20 protein-coding genes and 13 tRNA genes are annotated in these 24,930 nt (G+C 55.6%); 5 read left to right on the forward strand and 28 right to left on the reverse strand.

The genetic code is table 11. The features are described from left to right. Positions 1-82: 82 nt before the first annotated feature. From OSO_RS46495 to OSO_RS51150, 5 genes are all read right to left on the reverse strand, one after another. Positions 83-658, reverse strand: coding sequence for an NADH-quinone oxidoreductase subunit B (locus OSO_RS46495; protein WP_010587674.1), 576 nt, complete (start codon positions 656-658; stop codon positions 83-85). After that, positions 649-1,044 (reverse strand): NADH-quinone oxidoreductase subunit A, encoded by a 396-nt coding sequence (locus tag OSO_RS0136130; RefSeq protein WP_010587675.1) that lies wholly within the window; start codon positions 1,042-1,044, stop codon positions 649-651. Before OSO_RS0136130 ends, OSO_RS46495 begins: the two co-directional genes overlap by 10 nt. 321 nt (positions 1,045-1,365) lie before the next feature. Then, complete coding sequence (locus OSO_RS0136135) at positions 1,366-2,682, reverse strand: glycosyltransferase family protein (RefSeq protein ID WP_157605954.1); 1,317 nt, start codon at positions 2,680-2,682, stop codon at positions 1,366-1,368. Between the two features lie 61 nt (positions 2,683-2,743). Next, entirely contained in the window at positions 2,744-4,072 is a 1,329-nt protein-coding gene (locus OSO_RS0136140) for an O-antigen ligase family protein (protein WP_010587677.1), read from the reverse strand. After that, the gene (locus OSO_RS51150; RefSeq protein WP_083843065.1) at positions 4,069-5,457 is read right to left on the reverse strand and encodes a lipopolysaccharide biosynthesis protein; all 1,389 of its coding nucleotides are present in this window, start codon (positions 5,455-5,457) and stop codon (positions 4,069-4,071) included. The genes OSO_RS0136140 and OSO_RS51150 overlap by 4 nt, the downstream gene beginning before the upstream one ends. A 335-nt stretch (positions 5,458-5,792) precedes the next feature. On the opposite strand from OSO_RS51150, the gene OSO_RS0136150 reads away from it, so the two are divergent. Both OSO_RS0136150 and glnA read left to right on the forward strand, forming a co-directional pair. Then, positions 5,793-8,045 carry a bi-domain-containing oxidoreductase gene (locus OSO_RS0136150; protein WP_010587679.1) on the forward strand — a complete coding sequence of 751 codons (2,253 nt, stop codon included), beginning with the start codon at positions 5,793-5,795 and terminating at the stop codon, positions 8,043-8,045. 239 nt (positions 8,046-8,284) lie between these two features. After that, entirely contained in the window at positions 8,285-9,697 is a 1,413-nt protein-coding gene (gene glnA, locus OSO_RS0136160; RefSeq protein ID WP_010587680.1) for a type I glutamate--ammonia ligase, read from the forward strand. 48 nt (positions 9,698-9,745) lie between these two features. Here the strand turns inward: glnA and OSO_RS0136165 are convergent, their stop codons facing one another. From OSO_RS0136165 to bcp, 7 genes are all read right to left on the reverse strand, one after another. Further along, on the reverse strand, positions 9,746-10,576 hold the full coding sequence (locus OSO_RS0136165) for an LCCL domain-containing protein (RefSeq protein WP_010587681.1): 831 nt from the start codon (positions 10,574-10,576) through the stop codon (positions 9,746-9,748). 28 nt (positions 10,577-10,604) lie between these two features. Further along, entirely contained in the window at positions 10,605-12,191 is a 1,587-nt protein-coding gene (locus OSO_RS0136170) for a Gfo/Idh/MocA family protein (RefSeq protein ID WP_010587682.1), read from the reverse strand. A gap of 113 nt (positions 12,192-12,304) precedes the next feature. Then, a complete protein-coding gene (locus tag OSO_RS0136175) occupies positions 12,305-13,540 on the reverse strand; it encodes a DoxX family protein (protein WP_010587683.1) in 1,236 nt (411 codons plus the stop codon). 24 nt (positions 13,541-13,564) lie between these two features. Further along, entirely contained in the window at positions 13,565-14,647 is a 1,083-nt protein-coding gene (locus OSO_RS46500; RefSeq protein WP_010587684.1) for an FAD:protein FMN transferase, read from the reverse strand. Positions 14,648-14,731: 84 nt separating this feature from the next. Then, positions 14,732-16,030: a Gfo/Idh/MocA family protein gene (locus tag OSO_RS0136185; RefSeq protein ID WP_010587685.1), complete on the reverse strand. Its 1,299-nt coding sequence runs from the start codon at positions 16,028-16,030 to the stop codon at positions 14,732-14,734. A gap of 210 nt (positions 16,031-16,240) precedes the next feature. Next, positions 16,241-16,807, reverse strand: a complete 567-nt coding sequence (locus tag OSO_RS0136190) for a hypothetical protein (protein WP_157605956.1) — start codon at positions 16,805-16,807, stop codon at positions 16,241-16,243. Positions 16,808-16,891: 84 nt separating this feature from the next. Next, positions 16,892-17,377 (reverse strand): thioredoxin-dependent thiol peroxidase, encoded by a 486-nt coding sequence (gene bcp, locus OSO_RS0136195; protein WP_010587687.1) that lies wholly within the window; start codon positions 17,375-17,377, stop codon positions 16,892-16,894. Positions 17,378-17,658: 281 nt separating this feature from the next. Here bcp and OSO_RS46505 point away from each other — a divergent pair, with 281 nt between their 5' ends. Then, complete coding sequence (locus OSO_RS46505; protein ID WP_010587688.1) at positions 17,659-18,429, forward strand: HisA/HisF-related TIM barrel protein; 771 nt, start codon at positions 17,659-17,661, stop codon at positions 18,427-18,429. On the opposite strand, the gene OSO_RS0136210 is transcribed toward OSO_RS46505, so the two are convergent. Next, positions 18,381-18,917 carry a hypothetical protein gene (locus OSO_RS0136210; protein WP_010587689.1) on the reverse strand — a complete coding sequence of 179 codons (537 nt, stop codon included), beginning with the start codon at positions 18,915-18,917 and terminating at the stop codon, positions 18,381-18,383. The genes OSO_RS46505 and OSO_RS0136210 overlap by 49 nt on opposite strands. A 155-nt stretch (positions 18,918-19,072) precedes the next feature. On the opposite strand from OSO_RS0136210, the gene OSO_RS0136215 reads away from it, so the two are divergent. Continuing rightward, positions 19,073-19,146: transfer RNA gene (locus OSO_RS0136215), tRNA-Val, on the forward strand. 316 nt (positions 19,147-19,462) lie between these two features. Here the strand turns inward: OSO_RS0136215 and OSO_RS0136220 are convergent. From OSO_RS0136220 to OSO_RS0136255, 11 genes are all read right to left on the reverse strand, one after another. Further along, the gene (locus OSO_RS0136220; protein ID WP_010587690.1) at positions 19,463-20,569 is read right to left on the reverse strand and encodes a slipin family protein; all 1,107 of its coding nucleotides are present in this window, start codon (positions 20,567-20,569) and stop codon (positions 19,463-19,465) included. A 406-nt stretch (positions 20,570-20,975) separates the two neighbouring features. Beyond that, positions 20,976-21,040 (reverse strand) — tRNA-Leu (locus tag OSO_RS0136225). 109 nt (positions 21,041-21,149) lie between these two features. After that, positions 21,150-21,221 (reverse strand) — tRNA-Cys (locus tag OSO_RS51155). A 313-nt stretch (positions 21,222-21,534) separates the two neighbouring features. Beyond that, positions 21,535-21,608 (reverse strand) — tRNA-Thr (locus tag OSO_RS0136230). 6 nt (positions 21,609-21,614) lie between these two features. Further along, positions 21,615-21,685: transfer RNA gene (locus OSO_RS51160), tRNA-Trp, on the reverse strand. An 84-nt stretch (positions 21,686-21,769) separates the two neighbouring features. After that, on the reverse strand, positions 21,770-22,426 hold the full coding sequence (locus OSO_RS0136240) for an HNH endonuclease (RefSeq protein WP_157605959.1): 657 nt from the start codon (positions 22,424-22,426) through the stop codon (positions 21,770-21,772). Positions 22,427-22,449: 23 nt separating this feature from the next. Beyond that, positions 22,450-22,523, reverse strand: a tRNA-His gene (locus OSO_RS0136245). A 108-nt stretch (positions 22,524-22,631) separates the two neighbouring features. Beyond that, positions 22,632-22,721 (reverse strand) — tRNA-Ser (locus tag OSO_RS51165). A 13-nt stretch (positions 22,722-22,734) separates the two neighbouring features. Beyond that, a tRNA-Arg gene (locus tag OSO_RS0136250) sits at positions 22,735-22,806 on the reverse strand. A 10-nt stretch (positions 22,807-22,816) separates the two neighbouring features. After that, positions 22,817-22,904: transfer RNA gene (locus OSO_RS51170), tRNA-Ser, on the reverse strand. A gap of 38 nt (positions 22,905-22,942) precedes the next feature. Further along, positions 22,943-23,431, reverse strand: coding sequence for a DinB family protein (locus OSO_RS0136255; protein ID WP_157605962.1), 489 nt, complete (start codon positions 23,429-23,431; stop codon positions 22,943-22,945). A gap of 646 nt (positions 23,432-24,077) precedes the next feature. On the opposite strand from OSO_RS0136255, the gene OSO_RS51175 reads away from it, so the two are divergent. Continuing rightward, complete coding sequence (locus OSO_RS51175) at positions 24,078-24,257, forward strand: hypothetical protein (protein WP_157605965.1); 180 nt, start codon at positions 24,078-24,080, stop codon at positions 24,255-24,257. Positions 24,258-24,358: 101 nt separating this feature from the next. On the opposite strand, the gene OSO_RS0136265 is transcribed toward OSO_RS51175, so the two are convergent. From OSO_RS0136265 to OSO_RS51185, 4 genes are all read right to left on the reverse strand, one after another. Continuing rightward, positions 24,359-24,443: transfer RNA gene (locus tag OSO_RS0136265), tRNA-Leu, on the reverse strand. An 8-nt stretch (positions 24,444-24,451) separates the two neighbouring features. After that, positions 24,452-24,524: transfer RNA gene (locus tag OSO_RS0136270), tRNA-Glu, on the reverse strand. A 10-nt stretch (positions 24,525-24,534) separates the two neighbouring features. Further along, positions 24,535-24,615, reverse strand: a tRNA-Tyr gene (locus tag OSO_RS51180). Positions 24,616-24,679: 64 nt separating this feature from the next. Beyond that, a tRNA-Leu gene (locus OSO_RS51185) sits at positions 24,680-24,754 on the reverse strand. Between the last annotated feature and the right edge of the window lie 176 nt (positions 24,755-24,930).

Consider the following 24,930-nt stretch of genomic DNA (forward strand, 5'->3'; position numbering starts at 1 on the left):
AGCAAGAACACCGTTTTCGCAGTCCGCGTTCGTTGTGCACGAATCGCTTTCCGTGAGGTTGAACGATTCCGGGCGAAGATCGCTAGTTCAAGGCCACTAGCTTTTCGTTGGCCTCTCGAATTCGGATCAATTCGTCGAGGTCAAACGGAGTCGGCCCCATCGGTTGGGTCCGTTTACCGAATTCGGTCCCATTCAGCGTTCCACCATGCTTGATCTTGTCTTGCAAGGCGATGATCCCGGCCATCAATTGTTCAGGGCGGGGCGGGCAGCCTGGAACGTACAAATCGACCGGGATAAACCGATCGACGCCTTGAACCACTGCGTAGGTGTCGAAGACACCGCCAGTACAGGCACATGCACCCATGCTGATGCACCATTTCGGCTCGGGCATCTGCATCCAGATTCGCTGCAACACGGGCAACATTTTCATGGCTACGCGGCCAGCGACAATCATCAGGTCGCACTGGCGAGGACTGAATCGCATGACTTCCGCACCGAACCGCGCGAGGTCGAATCGTGACGACGCTGTCGCCATCAATTCGATTCCACAGCAGGCCGTGGCAAATGGCATGGGCCACAAACTATTCGCGCGTGCCCAACTGGCTGCTGCGTCCAGCGTGGTCATAAAAACATTATCAGGAACGTCTTTCATCGCCATTTAAAGACCCCTTTTCGCCAGGCATACACATACGCGATGGCGAGTGTGGCCATGAACACGAGCATGATTCCGAACACAGTGCCCCGTAATTCCACCGGAACGCCCAAATGAGTGGCGGCTGATGGGTCTTCGAGATATGCGGAAACAGCCCACGGATAAAGGAACAGCAGTTCCACGTCGAACACGAGGAACAGGATCGCTACCAGGTAAAATTTCACGTCAAAGGGCTGGCGGGCGTCACCAACGGGGTCCATCCCCGATTCATACGGCATCTGCTTGACAGCCGTTCTCTTACGGGGTCCCACAATATGAATGATGACCAGGTTCGTAATTACGAATCCGATCAGAACCCCGACAAACAGCAGTACGGGATACGAACTCTCCATGCGGTGTCAGCCTTTGAAACCTGAACAATTCGCCGTCAGCAGGATTGAAAACCATCTTCGTGATCGGTGGTCAATCTGCAACATTCACGCCACGTCCACTACCAAGCTCGGGATTCTAGGACCGGCTTCCACAAACTGCAACGCAACGTTGCGGGTCGGGGCGCCTGAACACCGGGGCCGTTTTTGAGTTCCTTTTCGGACTCAAGGGGTGTAAGTCGCCGGTCGGAATCATGAAAATAACGAGCTCGCAAGGCGTTCGGAAATCCGTCAGCTTGATTTGGTTTTTCCGAAACCTTGCCTCGGTCAAGAGATCCAACCAATTCAGGCCGCCCACTTGGCAAGACCTTCTTTTCTCAACGGCACACCAAGATAAAACGCGGCGATGTCTCGAATCGCGTTTTCGGCAGAGAATCCATCTTCGGCAAAACGAATGCTTTCTTCTCGCCACATTGCGTGTGGTGTCGGCCATGCGTTCGCAGTTTCGGCAAACATCTCTGCAAAGTCCGAAGGCTCAAAACGGTTCATCCAGCGGATCGCGCGGCACGGTCGAAGTTGATTGTACGACTCAAGGTCAGACAGGATTGGAACCGCGCCGCATCCCAACGCTTGATACGTTGAAACAGACAGCATGTCAGTTTTTGGGACAGAAATCCCAAAGTCACTAAGCTTTAGCCACGCAGCGACTTCGGCGTGCGGGAGCATTCGTTCAATGAACGTGACTCGGTCACGGAATCGGCTTTGTTCGATGAGCTCGCGAACACCTTGCATATAGTCGGCTTGCGATTCACCACACAGCAGGACGAGGCGACCCTGGCCACCGCTGTCACAAAACTTGAAAAATCCTTGGATCACTTCGCGTGTGCGATAGTGAGGATGGGTTCGGCGATTGACCGTCCAGATCGGTTCGTTCAGCGGCAGTCCTGCTTTTTGGCGCAGATGGGCCCGTTCGATATCGCTGGCGCCGTGAAAGGTTTTGCCGTCGAGACCCAGATGAAAGCAATAAATCAGCTCCGGAGGGATTTCATATTGCTCGATCAAAATCTTCACGCATTCGGTGGAGGCGACCTGGATCCGTTCTGCTCCCTGCAGAATCTGTCGCAGCAGCCAGCGATAGGCGAATCCGCGTTCGTGAGCACCGAACACTTCTGTGCCATAGACGCCAATAATGTATCGTCGACCGCTCAGCCAGGCGGCAAATCCATTTCCGGAGGCACAGTGTGCGTGGAAGATCTCGTCCGACGACCGGGGTCCACGAAACCGCATGACCAGGCCGCTCAGCAGGTACCGTAACGACATGGGTGCCTTCTTGATCCACCGTGGCAGGATCGGGCGAATCGAGAAGCATTCGTTTTCAAAGGGTTCTACGGGATTTGCCGTTTCGATTTCGACGAAGGTCTGCGTCTGCGCGAACAGGGTTAGCCACTGTGCCACATGCACCGAGTCACCTGTCGCGATGAAACGGATGGTGCCGAGCGGCTGACCGGGCTGAAAACAGGTCAAGTCCTTGGCCAGTTCGTCCTCGCGTCGAATTTTCATCAGTCGTGCGAGTGCTTCATCGACGGGGGCCGCTGTGTTCATGGCAGATGCGTTGGGGGGCAAGTTTCCGGTCACTGACGCGTCCTCTTCACGCTGATTCATCTCAAATTCACGCATTTTTGCGGAGAAACAAACAAATACGGTCGGGCGAGTGTGACGTGGTTCAAGCGGCAACTCGTCCGATCGGCCGCGGCATCGGCTTCTTGGATTGGGGCAACAGATTCTGAGTTGATAGGCGAGGTCGTCCTGCTGTGATGACGGCCCGAGATGACGACAGGCAGCCAAACAGGAGAAAGACCAGATTTCCGGTCAATGAAAATGTCAGATTGGGCTGAGTCAGATTACCGATCATCAGTCCGACGATCATTCCCTGCATCCCGCGCAGCAGATACCACGGTTCAGACTCGCTTCGCGCCCTGCGTTTGAGGCGTATGATCGTGCTCAAGCCGCTGACGAGCAGGGCGAGGTAGAGCATCAGTCCCAGGGTTCCGCATTTGTGAAGCACTTCCAGATACTGTTGATGGGGAGTGTCGAATTCGGAATACCGTGAGAACGATTCGAACATGTATCCGAAGACTGGTTTTTCGACCGCCAGTTCCAGTGCCAGTTGCCAGATGTCAAATCGCCCTGATGATGGGTCTTCGCTTTCGGTGCTTCGTTCCAGACGCTGTTGGACTCGCTCTTCGAGCGTCGCCACAACCGCAGTGTCTTTTGCGATCGAGAACAGGCCGAAGCCAATGACGCTGAACACCATGATCGCGACGAAACACCCGGCCAAGACAGCCGTACGTCCTGTGGTGATCAGATAGATGATCGTTCCAAATAGGAGTACCAATGTACTTGAACGTGACATTGATCCCAGGATCGTCAATGCCGTTCCGCCAGCGAGACACCAGCCTAATAATGGAAGAAAACGGTGTCGTGATGATTCGGCGGCAGCCAGAAGCAACGGGACCATTGCCGCATAGAAGCTCATCGGCGAATTGGGATATCCGCTCAGGTCCCACTCGTAGATCGACCTGCCCCACTCACCCGCCGGAAATTCAGGGCTCGTGATCGTGCAGCACATTGTCATGGCAGAGACGACTCCAAAGACCCAGCCGATGGTCTTGATGAACTCAAAGGGATCGATCCAGATTCCCAGCAATAGCCCCAAAACCACGAATCCGATTGGTTTGACGAGTTTGAACGCCGAATAGAGCCGGATCATTTCTCCGGTCATCCCCATTCCGATCCCCGCCAGAGTTGTGGCGTATGCGATGAACACAATGGCGATCAGGGGCGTCAAACGGTCGCCATGGACAACCTGCTTGGTATTTTTGGCGATCGACTTTGGTTGTGGCGTCCGCGCAAACAAGTAGAGAAACGGAACCAGCAAACAAAGGACGTCCGACAACATCAGTTCGATCGGTTTGTCGCCGACGGTTGCTGCGGTGGAATGAATGGGCCAGACAACAAACGTGCCGGCGATCCACAGTAAGACTGTCCTCATTGTGGGACCTCACTCTTGATTTCAGGCGTCCGCGTCGAGATTTCAGGCGTTGATTGCCAGGCGGGGTGTTGTTGCAGGCTGACGCTGACCGCGATCGTCCAGACTAAGCTCGTCGCAATCTGGGCGAACCCGAGTCCCAGCAGCCCGTAGGGGCGGATCAACAGGAAGCTGATGGCCACGTTGACGACGGCACAAAGGCCCATGATCGCCAGGAGCGTTCGTTCGCGACCGGTCATCTGCAGGACATAAGCCGACGTTCCAGAGAACGAGGCAATACAGGCCGAGATGAGAAGAGCGATAAGCACATGGTATCCAGGTTGATAGTCTCGTCCGATCAGCGTGAAGATCGTATCGCCAAAGCAGGCGACGCCGACCGCGACCGGTAAGGTAAATGCCACACACAAGGCTTGTCCTTGGACAACAAGTCGTCGCATCTCAGTGAAACGGCCGGCGGCGTACAGGCTCGCAAATTGCGGTGCGATTACCAGACCCAGCGACTGGCTTCCCAGGATCGAAACATCGGCGAAACGTTCCATGGCGCTATACAAACCTGCTGATTCGTGGGCGACCAAAGTCGCGCCGGCGATCGCGATGCTGATTCGGCTCTTCAAAACGACGAGTATTTCCGCAGCAAGGAATGCGATGGCTACACGCGCCCACGCCAATCGGTCTGCGTCGTCGATGGCCTGGCCGTTCATCCGCCATGGAGATCGAAGGAGTGGTGATCTAAGGAAGAAGTACAGGACGAGGGCTGACATGCTCAGGATCGACACCAGATGCAACATCATGGCCGTCGAGGACGAAAGCGGTTTGGCGGGAGAAGATAACCACCACGTTGCGCCCGCCAGAACGAAGAGAATGACGGGCCAAAGTGCCGTGCTGATCTGGCTTTCAAACAGTCTTCCGGCACTCCGCAGGCTGGCTTCCTGGATCTGGCGGATCGAAAGCAGCGGGATCATGGCTGCTGCTGGCAACATGCAACTGGCGAGTTTGACGCCAATCGTATTCCAGTAGGTCAGGACCACCGCGCTGAAACCGAGTGATACGAGGCCGGCCGCGATGACCGAGGCGAATGTGGAGTCTCGGATGATCGCGGCCCGCTTATTCAGTTCATTCTTCGCGGTGTATTCGGCGATATAACGCAGGACGGTATTGTCGATTCCCAGCTTGGCAAATACGCAAAGGATCTGAGCCCAGGCAAAGGCAAGCGAGTATTCGGCGAAACCGGCGGGGCCTAGGCTGCGTGCCAACACAATATGACTCAGCAGCAACCCGCCAGCGCCGAGGACGCGAATCGAGAGCGCTATGGCGCCGCTACGAGTGACTGACGCGGCTCGGCGTGTCGTCCTTGTCGCCGATACTGGAACCGAGCAAGTCGCACTCATAAATGTTTCGCATCTCGAAAAATATCGGGTGTAGGACCTGCCATGAAGTTGGTTCCGCTGTATCGCGTCAGGGGCGATTTGAGTCAGGGGCCTCTGACAACTTGTTCCGTCGCCTCGAAAGATCTGCCCTGTGGTTCGGAGTGCGGGCGGAATCTCAACCAAAATTACGGGACTGTCAATCCCGGATTGGCCCGGCTCAGGCTCGCCGGACGGCGTGTCACGTGTTCCGTCATGAACAGGGGAAAACTGGACTTGTCGCGGGGGAAGGGTACTTCTATATCTTGCCTGGCAGCGCTCAACTCGGATTGCTTTCTTTTGATGAGTGAATCGCACGGATGCGACAAATTCTCCAGTCTCTTTCGACGGGCCAAACGGAACTGGTCGAGGTTCCATGTCCAGCGGTCTCATCGGGCCAGCTCTTGATCCAGTCACGGATCAGTCTGGTCTCGGCCGGAACGGAACGGATGTTGGTCGAGTTTGGCAAAGCGAATTTGCTCGAAAAGATCCGGCAACAACCAGATCGAGTCCGTCAGGTTCTCGACAAGGTGAAAACAGACGGACTGTTGCCGACCATGGCGGCGGTGAAAAACAAGCTCGATCAGCCGATTCCGTTGGGATATTGCAACGTCGGAACGGTGGTCGAAGTCGGTGCCGGGGTCGACGGCTTTCAATGCGGTGATCGTGTTGTCAGCAACGGCCCGCACGCCGAAATGGTCTGCGTGCCGAAGAATCTCTGCGCACGGATTCCTGACGATGTGACGGACGAAGCGGCCGCCTTCACGGTTCTGGGGTCGATTGGATTGCAGGGCGTTCGGCTCGCTCAACCGACGCTCGGCGAGGCATTCGTTGTGTCGGGTTTGGGTTTGATTGGATTGATCACCGTCCAGTTGCTGCGTGCTCACGGCTGTCGCGTGCTGGGTTTAGATTTCTCGACAGCGCGGCTTGAGTTGGCTGAAAAAATGGGGGCCGAAACCTTCAATTTGAATCACGGAGATCCCGCTGCGGCCGCACACAAATTCTCGCGTGGCCGCGGCGTCGACGGCGTCTTGATCACGGCATCGACAGACAGCGATGAACCTGTGCACCATGCGGCGCAAATGTGTCGACGACGTGGTCGCATCGTCCTGGTCGGTGTCGTTGGGATGAAGTTGTCGCGTACGGATTTCTACGAGAAAGAGCTTTCGTTTCAGGTGTCGTGTTCGTATGGGCCTGGTCGATATGACGAGAGCTACGAGCAGCGTGGCATCGACTATCCGGCGGGCTACGTGCGTTGGACGGAGCAGCGAAACTTCGAGGCGATGCTCGACATGATGTCGACGGGATCCATTGATCCTACTGTGCTCGTGACGCATCGATTCGCGGTCGAATCGGCTGTCGGGGCGTATGATCTGATTTCGAGTAAGCAGCCGTCGTTGGGTGTGTTGCTTGAGTATCCTCGCGCAGCGGAAGTCAAAACGCTGCGCGAGCAGACGGTTCGTCTGCATCGGCTCGAGCCACTGCGTTCAAAATCTCAGGCACGATCAGCAATGCCACGGGTCGCGGTGATTGGAGCGGGGAACTATGCGTCGCAGGTATTGATCCCCGCGTTCAAAAAGTGTGGGGCGACGTTGGCGTGTGTTGCCTCACGGAACGGACTGACCGCTTCCCATGCCGCGCGGAAGTTTGGATTTGAACGAGCCACCAGCGATTTGGAATCCGTCATGACGGATTCGAGCATCGACGCTATTGTCGTTGCGACGCGACACGACAGTCATGCCAGTCTTGCCCAACGTGCCCTGGCGGCAGGCAAGCATGTCTTTGTCGAAAAGCCGTTGGCTTTGAATGTTGCGGATTTGGCAAGCGTGCTGGCTGTGTACCAGCAGGCTAGCGCAGACCATTCGGCAATCGCACCAATTCTGACGGTGGGTTTCAACCGCCGATTTGCCCCGCAAATTCAGCGAATGAAATCACTCCTCCGTGAGCTGCACGAGCCAAAGTCGTTCGTCATGACCGTCAACGCAGGTTCGATCCCGGCCGGACACTGGGTTCACGACCCGCATGCCGGCGGCGGTCGCATCGTGGGCGAAGGATGCCACTTTATCGACCTGCTGCGGTTCTTGTGCGGAAGTCCGATCGTGGCGGTTCAGGCGACAACATTCGGTCGGGAAGCCGCGGTTGCAATTCGTGATGACAAAATGACGATCACGCTGTCATTTGCCGACGGGTCATTCGGCACGGTGCATTATCTAGCGAATGGGCATCGTTCGGTCTCGAAGGAACGGTTGGAAGTTTTCTGTGCTGGCCGAGTCATTCAACTGGATAATTTCCGGCGGATGACGGCCGTCGGATGGAAATCGTTCCGCAAGATGAATCTCTGGCAGCAGGATAAAGGGCATGTCGATGAAGTTCGGGCATTTTTGAAAGCGATTTCAGAAGGTGGTCCGCTGCCAATTCCTTTGGAAGAACTGAATGAAGTCACCCGTGCGTCATTTGATGCGGTTGTTGCCGCCCAGTCGAACCAAGTGGTTCACAGTCAGGACGTCTCCAGCGAACAGACGTTGCCCTTTTGTGCCGTTGGCGCAAATGCCCCGCTCGTGCAGACCGCGTAAGCGACGCGACTGAACGAGCGAAACGTCAATCGTTCAGTCGATGACGTGCGAATAGAACTGTTTTCGGGGCGTGGCTGTCGCCTGTGACGATCGTCGCGAGGCGATTCGAGCGATTGACCGGTAAAGGCTGGGGCGACAACTTGCTCTGCGGCATCCGGTTTGCATATCGTGGCGTGACAACGATTGTCAGATGAGTAAACCCCGCGAACGCTCTGCGGAGATTCCCCCACGTGCATGTGATGACCCCTCGTGAAGTTTTGGCTCTGTGTCGGCAGAAAGATCTGCGGGCCGTCGACCTACGGTTCATGGATTTTCCCGGTACACAGAAGCATTTCACCGTCCCCGTGACGGCCCTGACCGAAAAAAGTTTCGAAGAAGGGTTCAGCTTCGACGGTTCGTCCATCCGCGGATGGCAGTCGATCAACGAGAGCGACATGCTGGTTGTTCCCGCATCTGGAACGGCCTTTGTTGACCCGTTCATGACGCAAACTTTGGTCATGACCTGCAATATTCAAGACCCGATTACGCGTGAAGACTATGCCAAAGATCCGCGCAATGTTGCCCGCAAAGCAGAAAACTACATGAAGTTGACGGGGCTTGCGGATACGGCCAATTTCGGGCCCGAGGCCGAGTTTTTTGTCTTCGACGACGTGCGTTTTGATCAGAATGAGCACGAAGCGTACTACCACGTTGACAGTATTGAAGGTCAATGGAATCGTGGCCGTCACGAAGCTTCCGGCAATTCAGGCTACAAAATCCGCCACAAAGAAGGGTATTTTCCCGTTCCGCCGACGGATACGCTGCAGGGGGTTCGCACGGAAATGATGCTGACGCTGCAGGATTGCGGCGTCGAAGTGGAAGCCCAGCACCACGAGGTCGCGACGGGGGGGCAGTGCGAAATCGACATGAAGTACGCGCCGCTTGTGCAAACGGCGGATAATCTGCTGCTCTACAAATACATTGTCAAAAATGTGGCAGCACGGCACGGAAAATCAGCAACCTTCATGCCCAAGCCACTCTGGAACGACAATGGGTCCGGTCTGCACCTGCACTTCTCGCTCTGGAAAAATGGGGCAAACCTCTTCGCCGGGTCGGGGTACGCCGGGCTTTCGGATATTGCGCTGCACGCCTTGGGCGGAATCCTGAAGCACGCACCCGCGTTGATGGCGATTTGCTGCCCGACGACGAACAGTTACAAACGGTTGGTTCCGGGATTTGAGGCCCCGATCAATCTCACCTACAGCAGCCGCAATCGGTCGGCCGCGATCCGAATTCCCGTTCATACTCCGACACCGGAAAGTAAACGATTTGAGTTCCGCTGCCCGGATTCGTCATCGAACGGCTATCTCGCGATGGCGGCAATGCTGATGGCGGCGATCGATGGGATTCAGCGTCGAATTGACCCGGGCCGTCCGCTGGATAAAGACATCTATGATTTGGCGCCCGAAGAGCTGAAAGATGTTCCCAAAACTCCCGCGTCGCTCGAGGAATCACTCGCTGCATTGCGGAAGGACCACGAATTTCTGCTGCGTGGCGATGTCTTCACGGAAGACGTCATCGATACTTGGATCTGGTACAAGACCGAAAAAGAAGTCGAAGCCCTTCGTCAGCGTCCGCATCCGTATGAATTTGCGATGTACTACGATATCTGATGCGACACGAGCGGCATTCGCGTGAAATCCGCGTCTCGTTTGCCGTCGTTACTTGATCGTGAATGCCGGGCCAGCCTCGTTTCGCTCGACGCTGGTTACTTCGTTCATCGTTGAGCCTGCGAATCGTTCGACAGGAGCGATGATGCTCACGGTGATTTGTCCCGTCGCGCCGTTCTTCAGCACGCCCGCATGAACGGCAACGGCGGCGAGATTGCTGTCGAGAGCGTAAGGGCCTGTTCCAATGACCGCCCCCGCATCGGCCTTTCCGGTCAGCGTGAAGGTCAACGTCTCCTTGAGCTTGTCCTTATATTCCGTCAGGTTTGCAGGAGCCATTTTCGGTGCGTTTGCGGTGGCGTTCTTGGGATCTCCCTCCTTCGGGGGCGTTCCTGAAGTGGCCATTGCACCACCGCTTGTTGAGCCGAGCTCTTGCGGGGTGAGAAAACCATCGCCGTTCTTGTCGAGCTTGCGAAACTCGGCGAACTTCGCCCGATCCCACTCGTAGAGACCGATCTGACCATCGCCGTTCTTATCGAGTGAGCGATAGGCCTCGGGAAGTGCCGCCGTCCGAGAACGACGGGTCGCAGTGGCCTCACCGATATAGTACAGCTCGTCCGGGCGAACATCGTCCGTTTCCGAGCCGTCCTCAATCCACACAATCTTCAGCATTTTATTCGCTTTGATTTCGCGGATTTCGACGAGGTAATTCTTCTTCTTTCCGTTGGCGTCGGGGTAAACCCCCACCAGCTTGGATCCAACCACCAGCTTGGCCTCAGCTTCAACTTGCTTGCCTGCGATCAAATTCACCGGCGTTTCCGCTCTCGCAGTCGAAACGCCGGCGAATAACATCAGCAAGAAACAGATGAGCCAACGGGTTTTCATGGCGGTCCCCAGTCTGCCTCGGTCGTATTCAACCGATGATGGACGGATCAGTTTCTGGAACCAGATCGCTATCGGGATTAAACCATTCCTCTTTGTACTCGATCCGCTTCTTGTGCTTCATTGCCAGGTTGGATGTGAGGGCCATGATGGCATCCTTCATGCCTTGCTTGCCTGGGCAACGAAGTACTTTCTCACCTTGCTCCGGATTGCTGCCGAAGTTTCGGATGCAGAATGCGAAGTGTTCCATTTCTTCGGTATAGCCGCGGCTGACCTTGCCGACATCAGCGGTGGAAGCGGCCTTGGTGGGAGCGATGCTGGCGCTGGCTGCCAGGACCGGTTGACCGTCACTTCCGTCGATCGCATACAGTCGCTGGTCGATGCCACCCTTGGACGAGCCCGTGGCTTCTTTGTAGAGCATCGCTTCCAGTTCTTGCTTCATGATCAGTGTCCCACGACTGCCGAAGACCGTCTCGCCGTACGGCTCGCTACGGTTCGTGCTGATCGAAGAGTAGGTCACGATGCAGACGTCATTCTTATCGTCTGCGTAATGAGGACCTGGGAACTCAAAAGTCATGTAGACGTGATCGTCGATATCGCGGTCATCAGCTTGCTGTTCGGGTGATCCGATCCCTTTCACGCCGTAATAGTTTTTGCCGCCATAGCCATAGCAGGCGATTGGCTGAACCTTGTTTAAGAAGATGCTGGCTGCGTCGAGTTGGTGGCTTCCCAATTCGGCCATCAGCCCCCCACCGGTGTTGTTGTACAACCGCCAGTTCACCAACCGCTCCATCGATGGATAGCCGAATTCGCTCGCGAGGAACTTGTCGAGATCGGTCACACCCTTTTCCTTGGCGTGTGCCAGCAAACCCTCGATGTCCTGCTTGAATTTGCGTCCAAATGATTCGGCGGTGTAACCACCTGGTCGCCAGCTATCGCTGCCGGGGAAGCTGTTGTTGCGGTGCCACTGGGCGCGGATGAATTTCAAATCACCGAGCATCCCTTTGCGGATCATGGTGTTCGCATTTTCATACAGCACGTTGTAGTGGCGCTGATGACCCACTGCGAGCAGTTTCTTTTCCTGCTTCGCAACCCGGATCATCTCTTTACACTGCATGACGGTGTGTGCCATCAGCTTTTCGGTCAGCACATGCTTGCCTGCTTTCAAGCAATCGATGGCGACCTGAGCGTGTTGGCACAAAGGCACAGCGATCACGACCGCTTCGATTTCCGGATGCTTCGAAAGCAGCTCGTGGTGATCGCGGTAGAGTTCCACCTTCTTTGCCGTTGCGGCACCGAGCTTGCGGTTGAGACCCCAGCGAATTTCGTCGCCGTCGCCTTGCAAAGCGCGAACTCGGTTTTTGGCTCGCAGGTCTGCGATCGCCACGATCTGCATGTATGCAGGTGGATGTTGCGTCAGCAAGACCGAACCTTCGTCGCCAGTTCCGATAAAGCCGACCTTGATCGGGTCTCCAGTCAATGCCCCATACCCGAAGTAGGTCGCACCGAGTGTTGCGGTCACGGCGGCGGCACCGGTCAGGAATTCGCGCCGTGTGAAGGCAACGGCTTCATTAAAGTTCTCTTTGCCCAGACGTTCTTGTTCTGGTGTGAGTTGCATGAAAGTCTCCTCGTGTCGATTCGTCGATACTTGAATTTTAGTCGAAAGTTCTTGGTTGCTGGTGCCAATTTCCGTGGAAATTGCCGTTCCGTTGCGAATCGGAGAACGCTGAACTATTTCGGTCGGCGGACGCGATGAATCAATGCCGAAATGATGGCGTCGATTCCGAACCACTTACCGCTTGGCAGGGCCGCGATCGCTAGCAAGGCGATCATTTCGACCAGCACTTTGTTTACGATCAAGTTGTGTTCAATACTCGGGATCTCTTGCACGCCGGGCCATGGTGGCATCGCCATGTAGAACATCATGAGCAGTCCGGCACCGCCGATGGCCGATAATCGCGTGAATAGTCCAACCATCAGCAGCAGGCCAAAGATCGTCAGCCCCCACATCGTTTGGCTATTAATGCGCTGCATGGGGGACGGGGCAGGTGGTACTGGCCCGAGTGCGAGTTGTTGCTCACCCAATATCTTGCTCGCATCGTCGAAGAGGTCTTTTTCTAAGGCTTGGACGGGGCCCACAAGATTACGGCGTGTCTTTTGCAAATCACTCCATTGGCGTTCGAGGTGATCCCATTCGAACTTCGTTTTCGCTTCGGCGTACTTTTCTTCGTATTGCTTAATTTGTTCTTTGTAGTATTCGACTTCTCCCACCATCACGACCAGTTCTTGACCGTCGTCACCCTTCGCTTTTTGAACGATGCCAACGCGCTCGGGATCACCTTTCAACATGGCGGCCAAACGCTCGCGATACGACAATTTTGATGACTGACGTGCGACGTCGTTGACGGCCTTGATGACTGGGTCAAATCCAGCCTTATCAGTGGCCGCTTTTTGAGCGTCTTTGATGACTTCCAACAGCTTGGCTTGCTCGGTTGGCAGCAAGTGCAATTTGCCATCAATGGTCAGCTTCTTCGTCGCGGCATCGTACTTGATTGCATCTTTGGCAATTCCCGCGGACTTGATCGCTTCGCTCAGATCGAATCCGGCAGGCAGTTCCGGTACGACAACGCTGAACCCGTTCGGACTTCCATCCAGCAATCGATCAAGTGCCGTGGCTTCGACGCCATAGTGGGCGACAAATCGGTCGCGCCAGCCGTCCCACTTGGCCGACATTGACTCATAGTCCAGCCACGACAGATCGTTCGGGTCTCCGGTCATATTGCGAAACGCGGTTCGCATCGGGCCGGTGGAGTTCTTGAGGTACCCTTCGGCTGTCCATGGTGCGGCCGTGCTTTGAGTGTTGAGTTTCCACAACCCTTCGTAGAGCAAATGCCAGCCAATGGAGACCCGTAACACCACCAACAAGGCTACCGCGAGCCAGGGAATCTTGCGCAAGTCTGACGGCACTCGGAATCTCTTTCAGATGAAGACTCAGGTCGCAAACCACCTCTCGCGAGGCATGTTGTACAGGATCGGTTCTAGTGTCTGACCCTGCTTGGGCAGCGGAAAAAAGATCGCGCCCACGGAAGTCGGCAGATTATCACAACATTGCAGACTCTTTTCGACTCCCAATACGAAAAAAGCGGTAGAAAGCGCATCGGCCATCGCCGCTTCCGGCGCAATGACGCTGACGGAAAGCAGTGTTTCCACGGGCCAGCCGGTTCGCGGATCAAGGATATGCCCGTAACGTTTTCCTTCATGACGGAACCATTGTACCGCCGTGCCGCTCGTGCCGATCGCCGCATCTTTGAGCAGTAGCGTCGCAAATGGTTTGTCCGGCAACAGTGGATTTCTCAGCCCAATCGGCCAACCGTCGTGACCGGCATGACTTCCCTGTGCGCGAATGCTGCTCCGCCCGCCATGAACGAGCCAATTTTCCACTCCGCCCTCGAGAAGTCGAAGTCCTGCCTGATCGACGGCGTAGCCTTTTCCAATGGCTCCCAGATTGAACGACATTCCTTCACAGGGAAACGCAATCGTCTGATCTGTTTGGTCAAATTGAACTTTCGTCACGCCGCACTGTGGAAGCGTGGTTGCAATTTCGTCCTCTGTGGGGATGCGAAATTCCTGACGGCAACGACGCCAGAGATTGATCAATGCGCCCGACGCCGGATCAAACGCCTGCTCTGTCTGATCGCAGAGTGCGCGTCCCATTTCGAGCAGCGAATACAATTCCTGCTGAACGAACACCGGTTCTTGGGCCGCCCGCCGGTTCAAATCGCTCAGAGTGCTGTCGGTGCGATAGACGGAAAGTTGCTGTTCCAATTCATGGACCAGATCGAGGGCGCACGAGGCGGCATCGATCTGGTCAGCGGAATTGCTGGGGTTGAGCATGACGTCAAAGTCGCACGCCATGGCGGTTGTGCGCAGCATCAACGTCGGTCCTCGCGATGGAGCAGGGACCGACGTCAGATCATCCGCCAGTTGTTCGCCCACTCGTCCCGCCGCGTCGCGAATGGCGCGAATGGCGCGACCGGTCAAAAAATCTCGGCGGTTCGGAGCGGATTCAGACATGTTGGGCGATCGACCGTTCCAGCGCATTCATCTCAAGGTGTGTTGCCGGAACGCCTCGATGGTCATTCATGACTTGCGACCTCGTTACAGCGACCAACCCGCACGGTATTCACGTTTCAGGAACTGATCCGCCTCGGGCGAATCGGTCTTGAGCGCTTGTGCATCCCAGAGGATTGGTTTTCCGGCACGGTAGCTGACATTGCCCAGCAGGACGGCTTCAGTCAGGGTTCCCCCATATTCGAAGTGGGACGAGGTCGATCCCTTGGTGCGAATGGCCGTCAGCCATTCTGCGTGGTGTCCGGCGACGGATTCGGCGATCCAGGGCTTTACAGGTGCTGCCGTTTTTCCTTCCTGCATGAACAGATTGTTCGTGCCATAGTCCGAGATCAATCGACCGTTCGGCCCTTCGAAGAGCACGGCTGAGTTTTTCTTGTAGGACTCGGCTCCTTCTGGCATCCAACCGCCGTGATACCAGGTCAAATGGACGGGCGGTTGATCGCCGCGTGCTGGAAATTTGTAGTCGACCTTCATCAGGTTGGGACACTCGTTGTCGCCGTTGTGCCCCTTTTCGCCCGTGGCCGACACGGATGTCGGAGCCCCAAGTTCCAGAGCCCAGAACGCCAGGTCCATGTAGTGACAGCCCAAGTCCGCCAGGGTGCCACCGCCGAAATCCCACCAGAAACGCCAGTTGAAGTGGAAATGGGCCTCGCTGAATGGCCGATACGGCGCGGGTCCGATCCATTGATCGTAATGAACGTAGGATGGCGGTTCGCTGGTCTTCACGGCGGGAAACGATCGTACTGGTGCGCCGACCCAGACATGCACGCGTTCGACAGGACCGATTGTTCCCGCGCGGATTGTTTCAACGACCCGGCGATAGTTCGACCCGGCATGGATCTGGTTGCCCATTTGCGTCGGTACTCGAGCTGCAGCATTCAGCTTGCGGATTTGACGTGCTTCCCAGACCGAGTGCGTCAAGGGTTTCTCACAGTAAACCGGCAGGCCTTTCTTCAGCGCTGCGGCTGCGACAAACGCGTGGACATGGTCGGGCGTACTGCAGACGACGCCGTCGAGCCCCGGCACTTCGAGTGCTTCGCGAAAGTCGAAGACCCGCTTGGCCTGCGGGATTTTTTCGCCAGCGGCTTCGAGACGTTTGTCATCAATATCGCATAGCACGACGATGTTTTCGTGCGAAACACCGTTCAGATTGGCGGCACCGCGGTCGGCGACGCCGATCACAGCCAGATTCAGTTTCTCGTTGGCGCTGCGAGCTTCCTTCGCTTGCGCAACCGTTGGCCACGCCAGAACGCCCGCGGCGGTCGCTGCTGTTCCGGCTTTCACAGCGGCTTCAAGGAATTCACGACGGCTGAGACCCTGGGTCATGACAAACTTCCCGGCAAATGTGTGAATGAATCGACCTCAATGGTCCTAGGCAACCGGCGCAGGCTGCGTCCGGTCAATAGACCATCCAATACGTCTGCCTGCAAGCGACTGGCTGTTCGGTATTGAGTCCCACAGAAATCTGTCACTCGAAAACTGAATCTCCGCAACAGAGGGCCGAAGCGGTATTTCGATCAACGGCGTGCGTGATGGTCACAGGTCGTCGTGATTGACAGAATGTCCGTTTTTCGACGCGTGGTAGCGGCGAATTTCTTCTTCTAGTTCTCGGCGTTCGTGTCGCAGATTGGCCCGTGCGACGGCGGTGTACGCGAATGTCGACAGCCAGTCCCCGAGCGCCATCAGTACCATCCACAGGACGAGTACGAAGACGCACCCGACCCAAACGAAAAACAGCATCGGTCTTCGGATGAAGACTTGATCAAGTTGATCTCCGATCGGAATCATCAGGCCGATCGTGCCTAGCATAACACTGACCTGCATCCGCCGACGAAATTGTCGGTCTGCGTGCAGGCGGGCCGAATCGTCATTTTCGACAACTTCATCCAGCGACCGACGCGAACGCCAGACGAAGACTCCCATCACAATTGCGCACGCGACGAGCAGCCCGCCAAAGAGGAGCGCTGGCAGCGTGGTGGCGTCGATTCGTATCGGTAGAGGCATGATGCAGAAATAATACTGATCTCGCGGACCAGTTCCCACCGCGTGATCGATCAGGGGGCCGGTTGAGATTCGTCGACACAGTCTCCAATGCGATGGCATGCCGCTTTGACCCATGCAAGACCGCTACGGGCGCATTTCTGAAGCTCATTTCGAGCGACTGGCATCGGAGTTTGTTACACAGTCTCATCCGCCAATTTCGGCCAATTTTTCCGCGACTTCCTCAACGTGTCCATCGACTTTGACTTTCGGCCAGACTGCGGCAATTTTGCCCTGCTTGTCGATCAAGAACGTGGCGCGCTGGATTCCCATCGACTTCTTGCCGTACATGTTCTTCTCGACCCAGACTCCATATTTTTCCGCGACAGCATGGTCTTCGTCGGCGAGCAGAGGAAATGGCAACGAGAATTTTTCTGCGAATTTTTGATGCGAATCGACCGTATCCGTACTCAATCCCAGCACGGCGGTCTCAGCCGACTGGAACTGCCCGATCGTGTCACGAAATCCGCAGGCTTCTTTGGTACAGCCGGGCGTGTCGTCGCGAGGATAGAAGTACAGCACGATATTCTGCTTGCCTTTGAACTGGCTCAGTTTCGCTCGGCCCTGGGGAAATGCGGGAAGGTCAAACGCAGGGGCCTTATCACCCACGGCCGGCATCGAAATTTCGGTCATGTTGTCTCTCCAGATTGGCTTTTCGTTGTGGTTTTGCTGTGTCGTGACAGTTTTATCGGATCTGAGCGGAATTGACGGGATCATTATTTCGAGCCGAGTTGATTTGACCAGCCTGTTGAATTCACGATGCTGGCTCGATCGAGTCTCGAAAGCCATGGGCACGCGCTGATCCATGAGGTTGCTGATTTCGACAGCAGGTTGGCCAGCGCCGGCAACGCTTCATCAGATACACTTCCGACTTCTTCGTCCGAACGACCCGCGAAACGGTACCCTCTCAAACGATGATTGTGATTCCAGTTCTTGACGTGCTGAATGGTCAGGTTGTTCGTGGAGTTGCCGGACGCCGATCGGACTATCGTCCGATCATCAGTCGACTGTCGCCCAGGACCGATCCTGTCAGCGTTGCGCAATCGCTTCGCGACTCGTTCGGTTTCAAAGTCTTCTATGTCGCAGATTTGGATGGAATTCTGCATGGTCTGCCCAATTTGACGCTCTATCGACAGCTCTCTGATCTCGGTTTGGAAACGCTGGTCGATGGCGGGGTATGTGACGTCGACGGTGCGACGACGCTCATCAATGCCGGGGCCACACGTATCATTGTTGGGCTTGAGACTTGTCGTTCACCGGATGCGTTGGCGCAACTGGTCGCTGCCTTTCCGGATCTGATCTTCAGTCTTGATCTTCAGCAAGGAGTTCCTCGCCGAGCGATCGATTCCGTCGGGTGGTATGACGACGCCACCAGAATCGCGAATCAAATCAGCGCAGCCAAAATACGTTCGATTCTGGTGCTTGATCTGGCGGACGTGGGAACCGGCACAGGCGGTTCAACCGATAAGCTTTGCCGTCGAATTCGAACAGAATTTCCCGAGATCAGCGTGATTACCGGGGGCGGCGTTCGGGGGGCAGGTGACCTGCGCCGTTTACATCGTATTGGCGCGAATCAGGTTCTCGTCGCGTCGGCATTGCACGACGGTCGACTCACCCGTGAGGAACTGGCTGAGATTCAGAACGACGTCGACAAAGTGGGATCGGATAACGCGTTGGGATCTTGAGTGAGCGAGTTCGGATCAGTCGAGGCGAATTTCTTTTTCGAAGATTTTCGCTTCTTGGATGACGAGAGGTCGTAATCGCTTGGGTCAAAATTCGTGAGATGTCCGTCGCGGAAAAACAGAATCACGCTATAGCCTTCGTTATCCGGGCCCCACGTGAAGGCATTGTCTGTGGATTGGACTCCCTCTGATCTCATCCGACCCGTTTCGGTCGTGTATTCACCCGGTTCACCGATCGCGGCTTCGACTTCACGTAAGCTCATAGTGTTTTGAACGTTATTAGCGACGAGCCAATAGAGTGACTCGTGATTTCGTTCCGCAGAAAATCTCTCGCGATGGACGCGTTGAGCTTCCAGTCTGGCAGGATCGGGCTTGACGTATGCGTCCAACCCCGGCACACCCGCGTTATGTAGAGTCTCGCAGCCGATGCAGACCAGAAGGGCTGAGATCGAAAGACTCATCGAAACATTTAAAAAACGATACTGGAACATACAGACCGCCCCTCGGAACAAAAGCAGATCGGGGCGAAAGTTATGACAGACTGCAAAATTGATCCAGACCGACTTGTTTCTTCGCAGGCTTGACCAAGGCCGTTTGGGCTTTTATTGTTAGCACTCTCCAGCCCCGAAACCGGGGCGAATGACCGGGACGATTAGCTCAGTTGGTTAGAGCGCCACGTTGACATCGTGGAGGTCGTTGGTTCGAGTCCAATATCGTCCACTTATCACAACTTGATGCTGGCTCGTAATTTACGATTGCCCATCAGGTGAAGAAAGAGGGCCAAAGCGGGTTGCTACCCTAGTTTTGACCCTGATCGGCCCTGCGGCGTGAAAGTTTGTCGTTCATCGGACCCTGTTGCAGGGTGGCGCATCCGCGAGGAATCTGAAAAGTCCTCAACCTCTCTCTTCTCCTGCCTGAATTCCGCCAAACAGCAGGCTCGCGTCAAGATTGACGTCAGATCAACTGACAAAACGACGATCCCCGTGGAGCCGCAGGACTGCCCCACGGGGATTCGTGTTTGAGGAAAATGAAACGTTCACAACAGATTGACCACTTTGTCGGCGAGTCCCTTATCACCAAGGATGATATTGAGCTTTCCGGCCGAAGCGATCTTTTCCAAGACTTCCAACTCGCGCAATCGCATCAGTGTCGGGCTGTCCGCCAGCAGTTTGGCCGTGTTGGCCTGGCTGCGGATCGCCGCTGTCTCTTCGCGTCGTGCGATCAAGTTCGCCTCGGCAGCCTTGTGAGCTTCCGTGACCTTGTTCATCAGATCCTTCATATCACCCGGCAGGATCACATCCCGGATACCGACCGAGGCGATCTCCAGTCCCAGTTCACCCGCTCGACGTCGGATGTTGTCCTGGATCTCCTTCGCGACAGCATCCTTGTCCGTCAGGAAAGCATCGAGTTCGCGCGCTCCCACCACGCCTCGCAGCACGAGCTGCGTGTCGCGGTACAGAGCCTGTCGCACATCGTCGGTCTGGCTGACGGCCTTGCGAGCATCAACCACCTTGTAGGTCACGACAGCGTTCAGTCGCAAAGTGACTTTGTCGGCCGTCATGATCTCCTGACCACCAACGTCGACGATGGTTTCCCGCAGGTCAACTTCAACCAGCTTGGCTTCGGCCGTACCTTTCCAGAACGCGTACTCACCCGGAGCAAGCGAGTCGACATAGCGACCGTCGATGAAAAGCACGCCCACGTGATCACGCTGGACCGAGCCAACATCCAGGACACGGTTGGCCAGCGCCGAGCGGACAATCACCTTGAACTGTTCGTGCTCAAAGCGGACCGGTTGAATATCGATGATCTCGACGCGGACTTGCTTCTGGCCCGTCCAGCAGGCGTGCTGACCTGCTGGCAAGACTTGACTGAACCGGTTCTCGATCCAGACCAATGCTCGCTCGTTGTCCTTCAGGTCCAGGACCACGGCGCGCTCGGCGAGCGCACCAGACTTGATCATCAAGTCCAACTTCTCGTGAACGAGCCACGGCTCACGCTGCGACACGACGTCGACACGGACTTTGCCGAATGGATCAAAGAACCAGTGAGCACCAGCCGTGAGCAGGCCTTGAAACTCACCGTCGCGGAACAACAAGCCCATTTCGTAGGTACGAATCTTGAAACGCTTCAACAGAATCACGGCAGACCTCCTTTCTGGAGGATCAATCAACGGAAGGCATTCTTGGCCTCGGGAATTCAATCGCTTTGACGATTTAGACGACAAAGACACCCGCAGAAGGTGAAGCGTTCGCGGATCACACCAGAAAACACGGAGAGACGTTTGAGCCGTGGTCTGGCTCGGCGTCGAAGCGTGGCAAAGTTAGCCTTCATCCTGAAGCGAACCTCAAGATCCATCAGCCAACCCGTTCACGCACCGTTGCCGAACAAGCGCCGCGGCGGAATCCACATCCTGCAAGGTGTCTTCTCATGCTGCCATCGACGCGGCGAACCACGTCGATGGCCAATCCTACAAGCGTTCACCTCCTTTGGGCTTCGTGGTCGAGCAGGTCTTTCGACCTATTCGTGGAGTCGGTTATGAGCCGACGTGCTGTACGGGAGTCGAACCCGTGACTGCCAGATTCTCAGTCTGGTGCTCTACCTCTGAGCTAACGTCACCAATGACTTCCGGTCAGAACCCATGTTCGGAACAGTCGGAGCAAAACTCTTTCGAGTGCCCCGACCGCCGCTGGACGGATGACATCAATGCTTTCAATCCAAAGAGACACCGGTGGGAGTCGAACCCACTGGATGCGGCTTTGCAGGCCGCCGCCACGCCGTGTGACATCAGCGTCATTCAGTCAGTGTCCCTGCCAGGAGTTGAACCTGGTCTACGACCTTCGCAGGGTCGCGTGCATCCACCACACTCCAAGGACAAAATATTGGTTCTCTCACTCAACGCGAGAACGACCTTCGATGACAAAACATTTGTGATCGCGCACTAAAAAATACCCCACCGAGGAATCGAACCTCGCCCGACTGCTTCGAAGGCAGCCATGCATCCTTCACACTCGCAGGGCATATTTTCATTCTCCCGACCTGGACTCGAACCAGGGCCTGGACCTTCGGAGAGTCCAATGCATTCCGCTACAACATCGGGACAAACAGGGCCGACGACTGGATTCGCACCAGCATGATTCCGCTTACAAGGCGGACGCCTTTCTCGATCGAGCCACGTCGGCAGTCAGCACGAGCGCGAGGATTCGAACCCCATCCAGCAGTTTTGGAGGCTGCCCGCTCTCCCAGGAGCATCACTCGTGTGTTGCGTCCGCAAGGCGGGCACGAAAAACATCGCGCGAACGATGAACCCATTCGTAACCCGTCTCGCGACGCGCATGAAAAATCATTCATCCAATTCCACGGTCCAGTACGCCTCACTGAGGAACTTGGACCAGCTTCCGATCCGAACATCGTGCTGAGCATAGAGCGGTTTCCAGGTTGGACGTGTCGGCACCTTCTGCAACGGCATGTGTGCTTCAGCGGGTGTACGATCGGCTTTGCGCAGGTTGCATTCCAGACACGCCAAAACACAGTTCTCCCAGACGCTGGTCCCACCTCGAGATCGAGGCAACACGTGATCGATCGTTAGGTCTTCTGTTCTGAGACACTCATGGCGCGGGCTGCGTTCGGCCTGTGAATCCCGATTGTCCACGCCGATGAAGCGGCTATGCCGCCCACAGTACTGACAGGTGTATCGATCTCGTTTGTAGATGTTTCGGCGACTGAATGTGACCGTGTTTGTGGGAACCCGGTCATATTCGGTCAGGGTGATCACCTCCGGCACGCGAATCCGAGACGTCACCGACTGGACGAACAGTTCATCGTCCTGTGGGATTCGCTTCGCCCAATCAGCCCAGGTGTGCTGCTGAAAGTCAGCCGGATCGACGATTCGTGCCCGTTCCGCAGCCACCAGCGTCAATGAACGTGCCACCGAGGCCACACCCACCGGCTGCCAGTTCCGGTTCAGTACCAGAGTCTGTCGACTCAACATCGCCACCACGATTTTCTCTTTCTTATGAAAAGGGTGTTCGAACGGGATTGAACCGTCACCTTCGGCTTCACAGGCCGACATGCAGAAACCACTACACCACGAACACCGCGCCTTCGCGCGAGAAAGTAGACAGTAGAGAGTTGAAAGTAGAACTGGTTCGCGACGCGTCTTGTCTACTCTCTACTTTCAATCAACTACTTTCTCGCGCAGCGTGCGGAAGGAGCGGGAGTTGAACCCGCAAGGCACATTAAAAATGCTCGACCGGCTTCCAACCGGTTCCCGTCACCATTCGGGTTGCCCTTCCGTTTTGACTTCAATACCTCGACCAGGAATCGAACCCAGAACTCCCCGTTAGAAGCGGAGCATGATTTCTATTTCACCATCGAGGCCAAAAACAAGCGGAAGGCAAGGGATTCGAACCCTCATCTCCCGTGAGGGAGAGTCGCGTTAGCAGTGCGGTCCGGCCAACCGTATCCGGCTACCTTCCAATATCGAAAAGTTGAAATGCGTTTGCGCGGCATGGTCTCATCGCCGTTTCACGCCAGGATCGGCGAAATGTTCAATTCTTGTATGCCGTCCCGTTTCAATGTCCGCGAAGACGTAATTCTCCGACGCGACCGGTGACCCAGCCATCCTCCGGAAAATGCCGATCTGCCCCAAGTGCAGCATCGCGTCCGCAAACGGACCTTGCAGCAGGTCCTCTTCATTGACATCGCGAATTGAAGACTCGTTGAGAAGTGACGCGTCAAGCTTTGCTAGGATCTCGAAGTAACCAAACACTTCGGCATTCCATGCCAACATAGGCGGCTCAGTGGATTCATAGGGAACCATGAACGAATGCGCGTAGATGAGCACACCTCTCATGTGATTGAGAATCTCGCGTGGGCTTCGAACAGATTCTGAGGGCCGGAAGTCTGCGATTTCCGGTGGCATATTCCTGAGCACATTGGCTCCGCGATATGCCAGCGCCGACAGAAAGTGCCGCAGCATGTATCTCTTCGTCGTTGTTTCCATCGTTATCTCCAATTGTTCCCAACGATTCGCCAAAGCGGCCTGTGAACATACTGAGTCGATTGATCCCCAATAGCGTTGAACCATCAGTTCCAGCATGTCAGGTTGATGTCGTACTGATTGATCATGACGTCATGATCAATCGAATAACGAAATCTGAGACCTCAATCCAGAAGTTATTCCCAGTATTGCTCCCACTTGTCGCCGTAAGATTCCTTGAGGCGTTCTAGGTAGACATAAGTCTTGATCTTGCCCATTTGCAAATCGCGGCCGCTTCGTCCTGATTTGCAAATGACACCCTCGGTGACACCGTATTTCCCGCAACGAACATCTTCGGCGAATGCCCCGGTGAACTTGCCACGGTGAACTTGCCACGGTACACGATTCGTGCAATCGGAAGATGTCCGAACCGTTCTACGAATTCGAAAGGCCCGAGTAGGTCTTCGTCACGTGCGACATCAAACATGACCAATCGCTTGACATCATCAAATTTATGTCGCCCAGCGAATGAATTCGCTCCGAGGTATTCAGCAAATGCAGTGAACCCTTGAACTGTGCTTTCCGAGGCCAATTCACTGAACGTGTGGGCCAAGGACGCGGACAATGTTTGACGAAAAACTTCCATCGCATCCGATAGCTCAGGGTGATCGTGACGAAACAGTTCCTCGCCGCGATCATCAATATTGAACTCATCGCGTCGCGTTCCAAACGCATGCCAGCCGAAGTCCCGATCCCAACGGAAATGCAAATTCGTTCCGTCGTATTTTTCGAAAGCTATGCACTCGGTGAACGGGAAGTCTTTAGTGTTCGGAATCTTGCGGTAATGTAGCGCGGAGGGCATGGAGGAATCCTGGCTATCGACCTGATCGCTTTTCCTGTTTGCGTACTTGGCCGTCTACTTTCACGGTCGGGTGCCTGCCCTGTCTGCAGTGACCAAGGGGAGAGTCGAACTCCCAAGCCCACGAGGGGCACGACGTTCTGAGCGTCGCGTGTCTACCAGTTGCACCACTTGGCCATAATCAGTGACCCGTGCGGGATTTGAACCCGCGTTGCCGGCATGAGGGGCCAGCATCCTGAACCGCTAGAAGAACGGGCCGTTGTTCGAGTGCGTCGGGCAGGAGTTGAACCTGCACTGCACGAGGCGGGTGGGTTACAGCCACTTGGGCACGCCAATGCCCAGCCGACGCATTCTAATTCGCGCTCACGAATATCTTGCAAACGGGTGTCGTTCGCGCGATGCACGTGAGCGAGTAACACGGGTGGGAGTCGAACCCACAGACCACGAAGGTTTGAGCTTCGCCGCTTTGCCGGATTGCGTACCGTGCCGCGCCTTCTGCGAGAGAGTAAAAGGTTGAAAGTCGCAAGTAGACAAGAATGGATCCGTCTACTCTCAACTCACTACCACCTACTTTCTCGCGCAGCGTAGCGTCCTCGATGGGATTTGAACCCACGTCTCCACCGTGACAGGATGGAGAGCATTCCAGGCTGCTCCGCGAGGACTT

The sequence above is a fragment of the Schlesneria paludicola DSM 18645 genome (genome assembly GCF_000255655.1).
Classification (GTDB): Bacteria; Planctomycetota; Planctomycetia; order Planctomycetales; family Planctomycetaceae; genus Schlesneria; species Schlesneria paludicola.

Excerpts from the sequence above, each read along its gene's own strand:
- OSO_RS46495 (WP_010587674.1), bottom strand. The coding sequence starts at position 658 with ATGGCGATGAAAGACGTTCCTGATAATGTTTTTATGACCACGCTGGAC.
- OSO_RS0136130 (WP_010587675.1), bottom strand. The coding sequence starts at position 1,044 with ATGGAGAGTTCGTATCCCGTACTGCTGTTTGTCGGGGTTCTGATCGGA.
- OSO_RS0136135 (WP_157605954.1), bottom strand. The coding sequence starts at position 2,682 with ATGAATCAGCGTGAAGAGGACGCGTCAGTGACCGGAAACTTGCCCCCC.
- OSO_RS0136140 (WP_010587677.1), bottom strand. The coding sequence starts at position 4,072 with ATGAGGACAGTCTTACTGTGGATCGCCGGCACGTTTGTTGTCTGGCCC.
- OSO_RS51150 (WP_083843065.1), bottom strand. The coding sequence starts at position 5,457 with ATGAGTGCGACTTGCTCGGTTCCAGTATCGGCGACAAGGACGACACGC.
- OSO_RS0136150 (WP_010587679.1), top strand. The coding sequence starts at position 5,793 with ATGCGACAAATTCTCCAGTCTCTTTCGACGGGCCAAACGGAACTGGTC.
- glnA (WP_010587680.1), top strand. The coding sequence starts at position 8,285 with ATGACCCCTCGTGAAGTTTTGGCTCTGTGTCGGCAGAAAGATCTGCGG.
- OSO_RS0136165 (WP_010587681.1), bottom strand. The coding sequence starts at position 10,576 with ATGAAAACCCGTTGGCTCATCTGTTTCTTGCTGATGTTATTCGCCGGC.
- OSO_RS0136170 (WP_010587682.1), bottom strand. The coding sequence starts at position 12,191 with ATGCAACTCACACCAGAACAAGAACGTCTGGGCAAAGAGAACTTTAAT.
- OSO_RS46500 (WP_010587684.1), bottom strand. The coding sequence starts at position 14,647 with ATGTCTGAATCCGCTCCGAACCGCCGAGATTTTTTGACCGGTCGCGCC.
- OSO_RS0136185 (WP_010587685.1), bottom strand. The coding sequence starts at position 16,030 with ATGACCCAGGGTCTCAGCCGTCGTGAATTCCTTGAAGCCGCTGTGAAA.
- OSO_RS0136190 (WP_157605956.1), bottom strand. The coding sequence starts at position 16,807 with ATGCCATCGCATTGGAGACTGTGTCGACGAATCTCAACCGGCCCCCTG.
- bcp (WP_010587687.1), bottom strand. The coding sequence starts at position 17,377 with ATGACCGAAATTTCGATGCCGGCCGTGGGTGATAAGGCCCCTGCGTTT.
- OSO_RS46505 (WP_010587688.1), top strand. The coding sequence starts at position 17,659 with ATGATTGTGATTCCAGTTCTTGACGTGCTGAATGGTCAGGTTGTTCGT.
- OSO_RS0136210 (WP_010587689.1), bottom strand. The coding sequence starts at position 18,917 with ATGTTCCAGTATCGTTTTTTAAATGTTTCGATGAGTCTTTCGATCTCA.
- OSO_RS0136255 (WP_157605962.1), bottom strand. The coding sequence starts at position 23,431 with ATGGAAACAACGACGAAGAGATACATGCTGCGGCACTTTCTGTCGGCG.